The organism is Cohnella lupini, from assembly GCF_003386205.1.
GTDB classification, from domain to species: domain Bacteria; phylum Bacillota; class Bacilli; order Paenibacillales; family Paenibacillaceae; genus Cohnella; species Cohnella lupini.
The window spans coordinates 88,349-101,971 of record NZ_QRDY01000008.1; the positions used below are offsets into that span (position 1 = coordinate 88,349).

At 51.4% G+C, this 13,623-nt stretch carries 6 protein-coding genes; 5 read left to right on the forward strand and 1 reads right to left on the reverse strand.

Annotated features, from left to right (window positions below; translation table 11 throughout):
- Positions 1-23: 23 nt before the first annotated feature.
- Entirely contained in the window at positions 24-6,029 is a 6,006-nt protein-coding gene (locus DFP95_RS29415) for a discoidin domain-containing protein (protein ID WP_245987686.1), read from the reverse strand.
- A gap of 483 nt (positions 6,030-6,512) precedes the next feature.
- On the opposite strand from DFP95_RS29415, the gene DFP95_RS15410 reads away from it, so the two are divergent.
- The 5 genes from DFP95_RS15410 (at position 6,513) to DFP95_RS15430 (ending at position 13,605) form a co-directional block, all read left to right on the forward strand.
- Positions 6,513-8,453: a sensor histidine kinase gene (locus DFP95_RS15410; RefSeq protein WP_115993533.1), complete on the forward strand. Its 1,941-nt coding sequence runs from the start codon at positions 6,513-6,515 to the stop codon at positions 8,451-8,453.
- A complete protein-coding gene (locus DFP95_RS15415; RefSeq protein WP_115993534.1) occupies positions 8,446-9,972 on the forward strand; it encodes a response regulator transcription factor in 1,527 nt (508 codons plus the stop codon). The genes DFP95_RS15410 and DFP95_RS15415 overlap by 8 nt, the downstream gene beginning before the upstream one ends.
- A gap of 144 nt (positions 9,973-10,116) precedes the next feature.
- The gene (locus tag DFP95_RS15420; protein ID WP_115993535.1) at positions 10,117-11,619 is read left to right on the forward strand and encodes an ABC transporter substrate-binding protein; all 1,503 of its coding nucleotides are present in this window, start codon (positions 10,117-10,119) and stop codon (positions 11,617-11,619) included.
- Between the two features lie 93 nt (positions 11,620-11,712).
- Entirely contained in the window at positions 11,713-12,648 is a 936-nt protein-coding gene (locus DFP95_RS15425) for an ABC transporter permease (RefSeq protein WP_115993536.1), read from the forward strand.
- A gap of 42 nt (positions 12,649-12,690) precedes the next feature.
- Positions 12,691-13,605, forward strand: coding sequence for a carbohydrate ABC transporter permease (locus DFP95_RS15430; protein WP_115993537.1), 915 nt, complete (start codon positions 12,691-12,693; stop codon positions 13,603-13,605).
- The last annotated feature ends 18 nt before the right edge of the window (positions 13,606-13,623 follow it).

The following is a 13,623-nucleotide window of genomic DNA, read 5'->3' on the forward strand; positions in this document are numbered from 1 at the left end:
GCCCTTGTTATAGTTCTAGCTTCTTATTTGTAAACTTCCAGTTCAAACAAGGAGAATCCGTATTGCGTATTGCGTTGCGTGCCGTTTACTTTGACGAACCTGGCATCGATCGGGTTGATGAGCAGATTATCGATGCTGCCAGCCCCGTTCGTCGTGGAGTAGACTGTCGTCCAGTTAGAGCCGTCCGTGGACACTTCGACCGTATAGGCCGTTGCGCGGGCGTTCTCCCAGTTCAGAAGCACGCGGCTGATCTTAACGGTTTCGCCTAGATCGACGCTGATCCATTGCGGATCGCTGTGCGCGGATTCCCAACGCGTGCTCTTGCTTCCGTCAACCGCGTAATCTCCGGTTTTCATTGGATTCTCGGAGGTAGTCGTCGGTTTCAACAGCGCAAGGTTAACCGTCGTTCCTACGTCGATCGGCTGCAGTACGAAATTGTTCTCGTAACCGCTAGCCCATACCGTGACGTAGTAAGGCTTATGCTCGACGAACAACGCCGCATTCAACGTAATTTTGCCTGCTTCAACGCTGTACTGGTTGGCTTTGAGCGTTACGCCGTTCAGTTCGATGGCGTTGATCGCGTCTCTCCATGCTTTATTATCGGAGAAAGTGATTTCCATCGGTTTTCCGAGCGTATTTTCCGTCATGTCCGCGATTAATGCAGGACCGTTTACGGGGCCGGCTGCGCCGCCGTATACCTCGAACTCCCATAACGAGAAGCCGTATGGCGTTCCGCGCTTCAATCCGTTCATCTTAACGTATCTCGCGCTGACCGGAGCGAACGAAATGTCGTCCGTATCTCCGTTGCCCGCATTGGTCGAATATACGGTCGTCCAAGCTTGTCCGTCGAGAGAGACATCGATCGTATAAGCTTTACCGTAGGCGTTCTCCCAAGTCAGCAGCACGCGGTTAATCGTCGTCGGAGCTCCCAAATCGACGCTCATCCATTGGTTGTCGTTGTGATCGGATTCCCAACGGCGATCGAATCTTCCGTCTACCGCGTCATCCGCGGAACGGTGATATTCAGGCGATGAGGCAGTCGGTCTACCGAATGCAAGATTCGCAGGATTCGGATTGGTTCCCGGATTGCTTGGATTGCTTGGATTACTCGGGTTACTCGGATTACCTGGATTTCCAGGATTACCTGGGTTGCCCGGTTCCACCGGAGCATCCTTCGCTCCGACCGTTTGCAATACGGAAGTCTCCGTATATCCGGTAGCTTGGATCGAGATCCAATACGTATTAGCTTCCGTGAACAAGGCAGGGCTCAATGTCAGCTTACCCGCGCTTATGCTGTATTGCGTAGAGGTTAATGGCGTGCCGTTTACTTTCACGGCGCTAATCGCCGCTCTCCAAGCCGCGTCGTCGGTAAACGCGATGTCGATCGGTTGACCGACTTTATTTATCGTCGTATCCGCCGTTAATTCCGGTGCTTCCGGCACTCCCGAAGGATTGCCGTAAATTTCGAATTCGAACAGGGAGTAGCCGTATGCCGTCGTACGCGCCGTGCCGTTAACTTTGACGTATCGAGCGTTTTCCGGCGAGAAAGTAATGTCGTTGATGCCCGGTTTACCCGTTGTCGTCGTATAGACGGTTTTCCAATTCGCGTTGTCCGAAGAGACTTGAACCGTATAGTTCTTGCCTGCTGCGTTCTCCCAATTCAGAAGCACGCGGCTAACGAGGTTCGCCGTACCCAAGTCGACCGTAATGAACTGCGGATCGCTGGATGCCGACTCCCATCTCGTATCTTTGTTTCCGTCCACCGCTTTATTGCCGGCTTGCAACGGATTAGCGGAAGTGATGGTTGTTTTTCTCAGCGCAAGGTTCACCGTCGAGTTCGTGACGATCAACTGCTGAACGACGGCGTTCGTATATCCTTTTGCCTCGAACGTGATGAAGTAGCTGTCGACCTCGGGGAACACGGAGGCGTTCAAAGTGATCTTGCCGGACGCAACGGTATATTGCGCCGCGGTTAATGCCGCCCCGTTCACCTTCACGCCGTTGATCGCGTTTCTCCAAGCCGCATCGTCTTCGAAGCTAATGTCGATCGGTTGGCCTACCTTGTTATTCGTCGTATCCGCGGTCAAGTCCGGCGCGTCCATATGATCCGAAGGGGTGCCGAATACTTCAAGCTCCCAAAGCGAATAGCCGTAATTCGTCGTGCGGGCCGTACCGTTTACTTGTACGTATCTTGCATTTACCGCAGGGAACGAGATGTCGTCGATTCCCTCGTGTCCGTGAGTCGTGGTGTAAACGGTATTCCATGCTTTTCCGTCCGTAGACGTTTGAACCGTGTAGTTTTTGCCTGCTGCGTTTTCCCAGTTCAAGCGTACGCGGCTGATCTTGTATTCCGATTTCAAATTAACCGTAATCGATTGCGGATCTTTGAAAGGGGACTCCCAGCGCGTATTCGCTTTTCCGTCGACCGCGAAGCTGCTAAGGTTATTCGGCTTCTCGGAAGTGGTCGTCGGTTTATTCAGAGCCAGGTTCACGGTCGAGTTCGTGATGATGACTTGTTGAACGTCGGCATCCGGATAACCGGCTGCTTGAACCGCGATTTCGTAACCGCCTTCCTCGGGGAATACGGATGAGTCGAGCGTGATTTTTCCCGGTTTAACGCTGTATTTCGAAGCGTCTACCGTCTCGCCGTTGACTTTCAACCCGTTGACGGCGTCTCTCCAGCCCGCATTGTCCGCGAACGTGATGTCGATCGGCTGGCCGACCTTATTTTCCGTCGCGTCCGTGTTAAGCTCCGGAGGAGTTTTGTCGTCCAGGTCCGTCACTTTCATCGGATCGACTTTAACGAGCGATTTAGGGCCGACTTTCGCGGAACCCGTTTCTCCTGCAGCGTTCTTGAATGTCACCGTGATCGGAGCGTTAGTCGGGTTCCAGATCATGGCCGAGTATGTCGTGCCTTTCTTGTACACGGTAGCGCCGGACCAACCGCTCGCCCAAATATCCTTCGTGCGTTGTCCTAGCGTTGCCATGTTGTGAACGAACCAGTAAGTGTTGAATATTTCGTTCTTCTGCGTATCTTCGACCGTAAATTTGTTCAGAACCGCTTGCGGGTCGCTGAGCGCTTCGATCGGCCATACGATGTGATACCATGCGTTTTCAGGACCTTTGTTGTCCGCGACCATGCCGTTGTATAGGTCTGCGGCTTTTTGCGGATCGAAGCCGTAGCTTGTCAAATACTCGCCGGTCGGCAGCCAGTGGATACCGTAAACGTTAACCGGATCTCCGCTGAAGAAAGTGCCGAAGTTATACGCGCTTCCGTACACTTGACCGGTCGCTTTGTGATTGAATTCGGGCAGCCAGTTGTCGTTGTCGTAGTTGAACCAGTATTGCTCGACGGCTTTCAGCTCGGTCGTAAAGCCGTAAATGGCGATATCCCGATAGTCCTCGTTGCCGGAAAGCAAGCCCCACAAGTACTCGCCGACCCAGCCGAACAGAGATTCTCCGGCTGCTTCTTGGTTGTTCCCGTTGTTGTTGTCTCCGTATCCGCCGGCCCAAGAATGGCCCTCGTACGGATCGAAGTTGCGGAGGAACGGATACATCGGATCGTCCTTCGAAGGGTTGCCGAAGTCCCGAATAAGATGCTCGACCATTTCGCCGTAATTGTCTTTGAAGTCTTGATCATAAGTCGCCAGAACGGCGGAAGCGAACACGATGTAGCCGTACGTGAAGTGATGGTCCGTCAGACCGGTGTTCGCGCCGAACTCGCTATTTTTGTAGTACATCGTGCCCCAAGTCGGATCGTAATAGAAGAAGTAATCCTTTTCGCCCTTGGTATACGTGTACCAATCGGTCAGGATCGTTTTCAATCGGCTTAGGAAAATATTCTTATAGTAGGTGTCTCCGATTTGATCGGCGACCAATACGCCCATCCCGAGCGGATGAAGCGCTTTGCCCTGCCAATAAGCGTCTCCGTTCATGTAGTTCTTGGCAGTGGATTCGTCAAGGTAGCTCAACATTTCAAGAAGATCGTCCTTCGAATAAGTCGGATCTTCCGGGTTCGTAAATTGCGGAACGATTCCTTGGAACCGGTCTACGGTCGTAAAGGAATTACCTTCATGCAGCTTCAATGTTCCCCGAATCGACGGGTAGGAAAGATCGGTCAGCGTCGAAGGAGTCAACTTCCATTGGTGAGGCAGCAAGGCCATCAAGGTCGTCGGTTCCATGTCCGCGCGCTTCTGATCGATCGTGACGTCGAATCGAGTCGTCACTTCGGAGGAATCCTCGCTGAAGCTTGGCGTTACCGAGGTTTTCGCGACGAAAGCATAAGCATGCTTATAGAAGTAGTTCAAGTCTTTAGCGGCCGGAAGAGTAGCCAGAGACAAGTAATCTTGTCCGTTACCCAACCGGACTTTGATTTTGTTGCCGACTTTCATGAAGACGGAGCCTTCCGGAGCGAACACGCCGTAGTGGCGAATCACCTTGTTTTGCTTCGGAGAGCCGTCTACGTTCGAGACCGCGAATCCGATATGGTCCGTATTCAATGTAGAGCCGTCGGCGGTCAGAATCGGTTGGTTGTTGTCATCGAAAAATTGAGTAGCGACAGGGAAATAAAGCTCGGGCGTCGTAGGATCCGCGAACTCCGAATAGAGGTACGGCGAGCCTTTGACGAATGTCGTTTCCATTTTCTTGGTCGCGTTGTCGCTTAGCACGACGGTCGCGGACCAATCGCCGTAACCCGACACTTTATTTCCGAGGCGGGATGCGCTGATGTTGCCGGCGTTCAAGTAGAAGTCCGGCGATCCGTCCGCGGCCTGAGAGTTTCCGGTGTCGTTCACCCAACCTGCGCCGGGATTCAGAATACTCAAGCCTTTAGAGGTATATTTCGATTTCAACGGCAGCGTAATGAGGCTGTCGCTCAAATTCTTGATCAAGACGGATTGCCACCAATCGTTGGATGGGATCGGCGCCTTAACGTCGTCCGTTTTGTTCATCGGCGGTCTTGGTTGCGGCATGTCGAGATCGTTAGTCAAGTAGCTGCCTTCGCCGACGTTAACGACGGAAGAGGTAGGCAACGACGGAATGTCGTAAGTCGGTTTAGGATCTCCTTCGACGTAGTCGTACACGGAGAAGCCGAACAGGGAGTAGCCGTAGCTAGTCGTTCTGCTGATTCCTTTCATTCTCACGTAACGGCCCGCCGCGTACACGGGCGTGTCCATGACTCCGTCGCGACCGTCTACTTCCCGGTAGACGGTCGTCCATTTGGCGGCATCGTTCGATACTTGGAGATCGTAGATGCGGCCTGCGGCATTCTCCCAATCCAACCGAACGCGGCCGATGGTATGAACGCTGCCCAAGTCGACGTAGATCCACTCGTCGCTCGTTGGGGCGGAGGACCAGCGGGTTGCCGGTTTTCCGTCTATCGCGTTTTCGGGAGGTAGGGCAGGCTTGTCCCCGTCCGCCTTCTGGAAGGAGGAAGCGACGACCGGCTTATTCAGCGCAACGTCTTCCCCTAGTACGATAGGCTGCGGATTGCTGCCGCCCGTTCCGTAAACTTCGAATTCGTGGAGCGAAACCCCGTAACCTCCGGAGCGTTGAAGCGACAACATACGGATGTAGCGACCGGATCCGGTCAGAGAAATCGTATCTATTCCGCCGTCTCCGGCTGTGTTCGTATAAATATCTTTCCAGTTCGATTCGTCATCGGACACTTGAATCTTGTATGATTTGGAGTAGGCGTTCTCCCAATTAAGAACTACCTTATCGATGGTGGCAGGAGCTCCTAGATCGATGTACATCCATTGCGGATCCGCGCTGAAGGCGCTGCCCCAGCGAGTCGTCGGATCGCCGTCGACCGCTTTTTCCGGTGCCAAGCCGTCTCCTTCCATAGAAGAAGCGTAAGCTGCTCCCTCGTAGGATATTAAATGCGAAGCGATTGCGGCTTTTGCCGCTTGCGCGGCGTTAGCCTCCTGGAGCGGTGCCATGCTAAATGTACTAAGCAGCAGGGAGAGAACCATGGATGAAGACGCGATCGGAATGAATTTCTTTCGTGTGCTCTTAGCAAGTGAAGCCATACTTCAAATTTCCTCCTCTGAAGGTCCCCTTATGGGGTCGAATTGTGCCGTGCTTTTCAAGAATATGGAACTAAATCCTCTTTTTTTTGAAAATCTAGTTTCACAGCGTCATTATATTCTGTAGATATAACTAGGACAATGGGCGTTTTCGCCTATGAGAATGAGGTGTATTAGGTCCTCATGTCTATATTTGGAAATTATATTATTAATAATTTTCATGGTTTTTCCAAGTCATATGTGCGACGATAAACTCCAAATTTCGTCGGTAGTCAAGATGGGAAAGGAAAGTTAGTTGAGTCGCTTGGCGCGGTTTTCAGTAGGTATATTGACCTGCTTAGGCGTTTATCGCCTTGTAAAATTGCGAAATATTTCGATCGGTCTAGTTCTCTAGATCGGTTAATGATTAGAATTAATGACAATAACTTACATAAGAATGAGTATTAGTGCTTTAGAGCAATAAAGAAGAAGCGAGGCTTCTACTCGATGCAAGCTCGAGAATCGCGCTCGTGTTATAATGGCGGCAATAACTTCATCATTCGGGCGAGAGAAGGCTTCGGAGTGCGACTCGGAAAGATATACCGCAATTACATCCATAACAACCTGTTTATCAAAGTCATTTTCGTCTTCGCGATTATCGTCAATCTGACGATCATCACGCTGTCTTATTTGCTGTTTAACCTGATGTCGGCTTCTATCGTGAGTAGCGAGCTAAACAACCAGAAGCAGGCGATGGACCGGGTCAACCGTTATATGGAGCAGAAATACGACTGGGTTCAGAACGCTGTCCAGGATATATATAGGAACGGACTGCTCGCGAGCAACGCGTCTTATTTTCTCAGGCATCCGTATCAGGACTACGTGCAATACATGCTGGACCAGAATTTCGCGGGGGGCAACGAGAGCGCGGCGGATATTCTGAGTTACCTCTCGAACCGGATGGAGTCGGATCCCGATATTCAGAATGTACTTCTCTATAGCTCGGAGATGCAGCAGCTGTACGTCTTTAATTCGAACGGTCCCCGCAAGCTCTATTCCACGAATCCTATCCGCTCTTATATTCCCGAGATCATGGCGGCGGAAGGGCCGGTCGCGGCGACGCCGAATACGTGGATACGAAGGCTGATCGGGCAATGGAACCCGCAGCTGTATTCCATGCGCAGCCAGGTGAACGATAAGAATACGTTGAAAAATATCGGGCAGCTGCTCGTTTATTTCGACGCGGGTATGGTAAACAGATCCCTTGAGCAGAACCGAGCCCCGCTGAAGGGAGCGATTCTGGTATTAACGTCGGACGGACAAGTCCTGGCGGACACGTCCAATCGGTATTACGGCATGACCTTTCCTTACATGGAGCAGCTCGGCTCCCTTAAAGAAGTCGTAACGCTGGACGAGCCCTCGTATATTTCCACCTTAACCCAGAACAAAGCCGGCTATATCGTCGTGGGAATTTCCCCGAAAAGCATCATTGCCGAAGCTTACGCAGGGCTGAAAAGGACGATTATTCTCATCAGCTCCGCCTGCATCGCGGTAGCCGTCATTATTCCTTCCCTCGTGATCTTCAACATCGCGAGGAGAACGAACCGAATCGTCCACTTCATGAGAAAGGTCGAAGGAGGAGACTTGAAAGCGCGCCTTCAGGATTCCCGGGAGGACGAGCTCGGTCAAATTTCTCACAGCTTCAACGATATGCTCGACGAACTAGACAGGCATATCGACAGGGAATACAAGGCCGAGATCCGTCTGAAACAAACGGAGCTGGCAGCGCTCCAAGCTAGAGTGAACCCGCACTTTCTTTACAACACGCTGGAGGTCATCCGGATGAGGGCGGTGTCGCAAGGCGCGGCGGACGTCGGGGATATGATCTATAGCTTGGCCGCGTTATTCCGCAACTCGGTCAGCGTAAGACCGGTGAACACGCTGGGCGAGGAGCTGGAGATGTGCAGGCTGTATCTGGAATTATTCCGGATCCGGTACAAGAACAAATTCACTTATACGATTGAATGCGAGTCGGAGATAACGAATATTCCCGTATTCAAGATGCTCCTTCAGCCGATCGTGGAGAACTATATCGTTCATGGCATGGAATCGCGGCGCAAGGATAACCGACTCGCGATCGATGCCGCCATGAAAGACGGAATCGTCACGGTTCGAATTCGGGACAACGGCAAAGGGATCGAGCCGGATCTATTGGAACGGTTAACGCAAGCGCTGGATTTGCCGGAACCGGAATCGGAGCATGGGCAAGCGCAGGGACAAGGCTCCGGTTCGGGACAATCGTTCGGGTTGCGCAGCGTGCATGACAGAATAAGGCTGGTGCACGGTCCCGCATTCGGGATTTCAATCGAGAGCGAGCCGGGAAGCGGAACCTTGGTTGCCGTAAGCTGGCCGATCGTAACGGAAGGAGAGAAGACCGAGGATGTATAAAGTATGGCTAGTGGACGACGAACCGTTCATAAGCGAGGGTTTGATCGATGCGGTGGATTGGTCTGCTTTCGGGCTCGAGATCGTCGGAATCGCGGAAGACGGAGAGGACGCCCTGACGCGAATGCGTCAGGTGCCGGCGGATATCTTGATCACGGACATCTCGATGCCGGTAATGAACGGATTGGAGCTCATCCGCCATGCCCGCGCGTTCTTACCCCACTTGAAGGTGATTATCCTGAGCGGGTTCAACGAGTTCGACTTTTTGAAAGAAGGCATGAGGCTCGGGATCGAGAACTACTTGCTCAAGCCTATTCGTTTCGAGGAATTGGAAGCGACGCTGTCCGACGCGGTGAATAAGCTCAACGCGGACAAGCCCGAGCAGGTATACGGGAAAGACGAGATCGGAATTCTGAGGGACAACGTAATGATTCGCTGGCTGTCGGGGCGAATCGCTCCGCCGGAGCTGGCGGAACGGGCGTCGCTTCTGGGCATCGAGCTCACGAAACCCTTCGTAGCCATTGCGGTCATTCGGGCGTTCGACGCGGATGGAACGAACGATTTTATGGTTATGGCGGAGGAAAAACTTGAGGATGCAGGCGAGTACGTTTCCTTCCGGGACGCGGAAGGAGATACGGTCATCGCGTTTTGCATGGAAAACGCGGAGCGAGGGAAAAGTAAAGCGGTAGATGCGCTCGAACGTCTGGCTCAAGCTTGGGAGATACGGAATTCCCCAATCCGAATCGCGATTGGCGGCGCTCTGCCCATGGCCGAAGCCGGAACGAGTTACGAACAGGCACGCAAAGCGCAGCAATATTTCCTGGTCATGCCGGAACGTAATTTTGTTGATTTCGCCCTGCTTGCCTCCGCTTCGACGGTGTTTTTTCCGGCGGAGCTGTTGAATTGGGATACCTACTCCAAGCCGATTATGGCCAAAGACAAGTCGGAATTGCTCGATCGGATCGATCGCGATTTCTTAGCCATACGGTCGGCGGATGGCATGAATCCCGGCAGGACGAAGAGCGCTGCCGTCGAGCTCATTATCCGGATGAAGATGGAAGCCGATAAGCTCAATCGGGCGGAAACTTCCGAGCCTTACAAGGAAGCGCTCGACAAGGTGATGGATGCGTCTACGCTTGAAGACATCGGGGATGCCGTCAAGGAAGTATCGTTGTTCGCGATCGATTCTTTTTCCGGAGAAGACATGAGTCCCGTGATCAAGCAGGTGCTGCGTTATATTCAAGAGCATTACGCGGAGGCATTGACGCTGAAATCGCTTGGACAGCAATACCACATCCATCCTAACTATCTCGGCCAGCTTTTTCACAAGCAAACCGGCGATACGTTCGCGGATTACTTGAACAAATTCCGCATAGACAAGGCCAAGAAAATGCTTCTAGACAGTAGATTGAAGGTGAACGAAATTGCCAAGCAGGTCGGTTATTGGGAAATCGGCTACTTCTATAAACAATTCAAGAAACACGTCGGAATCGTGCCCAGCGAATACAAGGGACTGCATTAACGCGCTTGCGTTAAGCGGTTCCTTTCTTTAGTTTGTACACTTAATCTTTGATTTCTAATATTTTTGAAAATGTTTTCATTCGATAAAATTACAAATAGAAGTTGCTTAAACAAACGCTTCAAACAGACAAAGGGAGGCAATACCATGAGCAGTACCCGTAAAAAATTATCGATTGGACTAGCGTCCATTCTAGCCGTCATGCTCTTCTTGAGCGCATGCGGAAACAACGCTTCGAACAACAACGCTTCATCGTCCGGCAATGCGAGCGGCAGCGCGAGCAATTCGGAAGAACCGGTAGAGCTTAGTTGGTACATGGTCGGCACTCCGCAAAAAGACGTTGACAAGGTTATGGAAGAAGTCAGCAAATATACGAAAGACAAAATCGGCGTTACGGTGAAAATGACGATGATCGACTGGGGAGACTATAACCAGAAGATGCAGGTGTTAACGGCTTCCGGCGCGGACATGGATATCATGTTCACCGCTTCGTGGGCTTTCGACTACGTGCAGAATGCCCGTAAAGGCGCATTCGCTCCGATCGACGATCTACTTACTCAATACGGCAAAGGCATCACGGACATCTTGGATCCGGCTTTCATCGAAGGCTCCAAGGTAGACGGCAAGAACTACGGAGTTCCGGCCAACAAAGAGCTTCCGGCTCAAGAGGTATGGCGCTTTAACAAAAATCTTCTCGACGAGAACAAACTGAGCATCGATGGCGTTCGCACGCTCGAAAGCCTTGAGCCTTTGCTTAAGACCGTTAAAGCGAATAACCCGGACGTTATTCCGCTTCAAGTCGATAAGAACTTCATGCCTTATACGCCTTACGACTACTTGATCGAGAAATTCCCGCTTGCGGTCAAGCTTGACGACACCAGCTACAAAATCGTGAACATATTCGATACGCCGGAAATGAAGCAAGCTCTCGCGACGATGCATAAATACTACGCGGCTGGCTACGTTCCAACCGAAGCGGCAACGCTTGAATCGTCTTCGGATGTGCAAGCTACGGGCAAATGGTTCGCGGACAAAGCAACGACTCAACCTTTCGCGGACAATGTTTGGTCTACAAGCTACGGCTACCCGATCGTATCGACGCCTCAAAGCGACGCTCTAATCTACAACCTGTCCGTTATGGGCTCGATGCAAACGATTTCCGCCAACTCCAAGCACAAAGAAAAAGCAATGGAATTCCTGAACCTGCTTAACACGGATCCGGCTCTGCGCAACATGGTAGATTCCGGTATCGAAGGTACGCATTACAATGTAACGCCAGAAGGCTACATCGAGAACCTTCCGGAATCGAAGAACTACGACATGCCGACCTTCGCTCTTGGAAACGTCATGCTGACTTACTTGAACCCAGGCGATCCTGCGGACAAATGGGAGCAATTCAAAGCTTACAACGACGCTGGCAAACCGGCGATTCTGCTTGGCTTCAACTTCGATCCTACGAGCGTATCCAGCGAGATCGCCGCGGTACAGAACGCGAAGGAAGCTTTCTGGGCGCCTCTGATGACAGGTACGGTCGATCCTGACAAATACTTGCCGCAAGCGATCAAGAAGCTGAACGATGCGGGTTTAGGCAAAATCCAAGCCGAAGCGCAAAAACAAATCGACGCATGGAAAGCCGCTAACGGCAAATAAGTAAAAGCATAGAACCGAGGGGCGAATGTTCGGCATTCGCCCGTTTTTTTTGATTTTGCTTCGAGTTTAATTCAGACAGAAAGGGTGATTTCCATGAAAACCTTAGGGCGCTTCGCCAAGGACTTCAATCGTAATAAAGCGCTGCTTCTAATGGTGCTTCCCGCCACCCTATGGTTTATATTTTTCTCGTATTTACCGATGCTCGGCACAGTGATTTCCTTTAAGGAATATCGAGTGAAGGGCGGCTTTTTATCCAGCATCATTAACAGCAAATGGGTAGGCTTCGACAATTTCAAGTTCTTGTTCAGCACGGACGACGCGTTCATCATTACCCGCAATACGTTGCTCTACAATATCGTGTTTATTTTCATCGGTCTCGTTCTGGCCGTGGCCATGGCCATAGTCCTTTCCGAAATAGCAAACAAAAAGCTGGCGAAATGGTACCAGACCGGAATGTTCTTGCCTTACTTCCTGTCCTGGGTCATCGTCGGTTATTTCGCATATAGCTTCCTCAGCTTCGACCGGGGAATGGTCAACAAGATCGCTTTATCCCTTGGTTTCGATCCCGTTCAGTTTTATTCCGAGCCTAAATATTGGCCGTTCATAATCGTGATCGTATTCCTATGGAAATCGCTCGGCTATAACAGCGTCGTATACTTAGCGGCCATCATGGGAATCGACAAGTCCTTGTACGAAGCGGCAATGATCGACGGCGCCAACAAGTGGCAGCAGATTCGCAACATTACTCTCCCTATGCTTACGCCTTTGATGACGATTCTTACCTTACTTGCGATCGGACGCATCTTCTACGCGGACTTCGGCTTGTTCTATCAGGTCACCCGCGATTCCGGCACGTTATACGAAGTGACGAACGTAATCGATACTTACGTCTACCGCGGATTGAAGACGACGGGCGAGATCGGAATGAGCACCGCGGCGGGGTTATACCAATCGTTCGTCGGATTCGTACTGGTCATCACGTCGAACTACGTCGTACGCAAGTTCAATAAAGATAACGCATTGTTCTAAACCTAGACATCGCCAATTGAACCAGAGAAAGGAGAATTCTCCATGGCATCCTTGACCAAACCGAAGGACTTCCACCGGCTATCGCCCTCGTGGAACGTCATTTTTAACTTAATCGCCGGGTTATTCGCGCTGGCTTGCGTCTTCCCTTTCTTATTTGTTACGATTATTTCGTTTACGGACGAGAAGACGCTCGCGCGGGACGGCTATTCCTTATTTCCGAAAAAGTGGAGCATCGACGCGTACGATTATTTGTTCAAAGCGGGCGACCAATTACTGCGTTCGTACGGGGTGACGATCTTCGTAACCGTCGTCGGGACGGTTATAAGCCTGATCTTCACCTCTTTGTTCGCATACGCCATTTCCCGAAAGGGATTCAAATACCGTAATTTCTTCTCCTTCTTCGCTTTCTTCACGATGCTGTTCAACGGCGGACTCGTGCCGACCTACATCGTGACGACGAAGCTGCTAGGGCTGCAGAATTCGGTATGGGCGCTGATTCTTCCGCTCGCCGTCAACGCATTCTACATTATGATCATGCGAACGTTCTTTGCCACGATGATTCCGGACGCGATCATAGAATCGGGTAAAATAGACGGAGCGGGAGAATTCGGCATTTTCTTCCGTCTCATCATTCCGCTCGCGCTTCCGGGTCTTGCGACGATCGCTCTATTCAGCACGCTCGGCTATTGGAACGACTGGTTTAACGCCTTGCTCTATATCGAGGATCCGAATCTGGTTCCCCTGCAGTCGATGCTGATGAGAATCGAGAACAGCATGCAGTTCATCTTACAGAACACGAACAATCCTTCGCTAGGAGTGGGCGTACTCCAATCGATGCCTCAGGATACTTCGCGAATGGCGATGGTCGTTCTTGCGACCGGCCCTATCGTGCTTGCTTATCCGTTCTTCCAACGCTATTTCATTCAAGGTCTTACGGTAGGTGCCGTTAAGGAATAAGAAAGAGGGATATTTGTC

What these genes read in the sequence shown, in the direction of transcription:
- DFP95_RS29415 (WP_245987686.1), bottom strand. Translation starts at nt 6,029, where the DNA reads ATGGCTTCACTTGCTAAGAGCACACGAAAGAAATTCATTCCGATCGCG.
- DFP95_RS15410 (WP_115993533.1), top strand. Translation starts at nt 6,513, where the DNA reads ATGCAAGCTCGAGAATCGCGCTCGTGTTATAATGGCGGCAATAACTTC.
- DFP95_RS15415 (WP_115993534.1), top strand. Translation starts at nt 8,446, where the DNA reads ATGTATAAAGTATGGCTAGTGGACGACGAACCGTTCATAAGCGAGGGT.
- DFP95_RS15420 (WP_115993535.1), top strand. Translation starts at nt 10,117, where the DNA reads ATGAGCAGTACCCGTAAAAAATTATCGATTGGACTAGCGTCCATTCTA.
- DFP95_RS15425 (WP_115993536.1), top strand. Translation starts at nt 11,713, where the DNA reads ATGAAAACCTTAGGGCGCTTCGCCAAGGACTTCAATCGTAATAAAGCG.
- DFP95_RS15430 (WP_115993537.1), top strand. Translation starts at nt 12,691, where the DNA reads ATGGCATCCTTGACCAAACCGAAGGACTTCCACCGGCTATCGCCCTCG.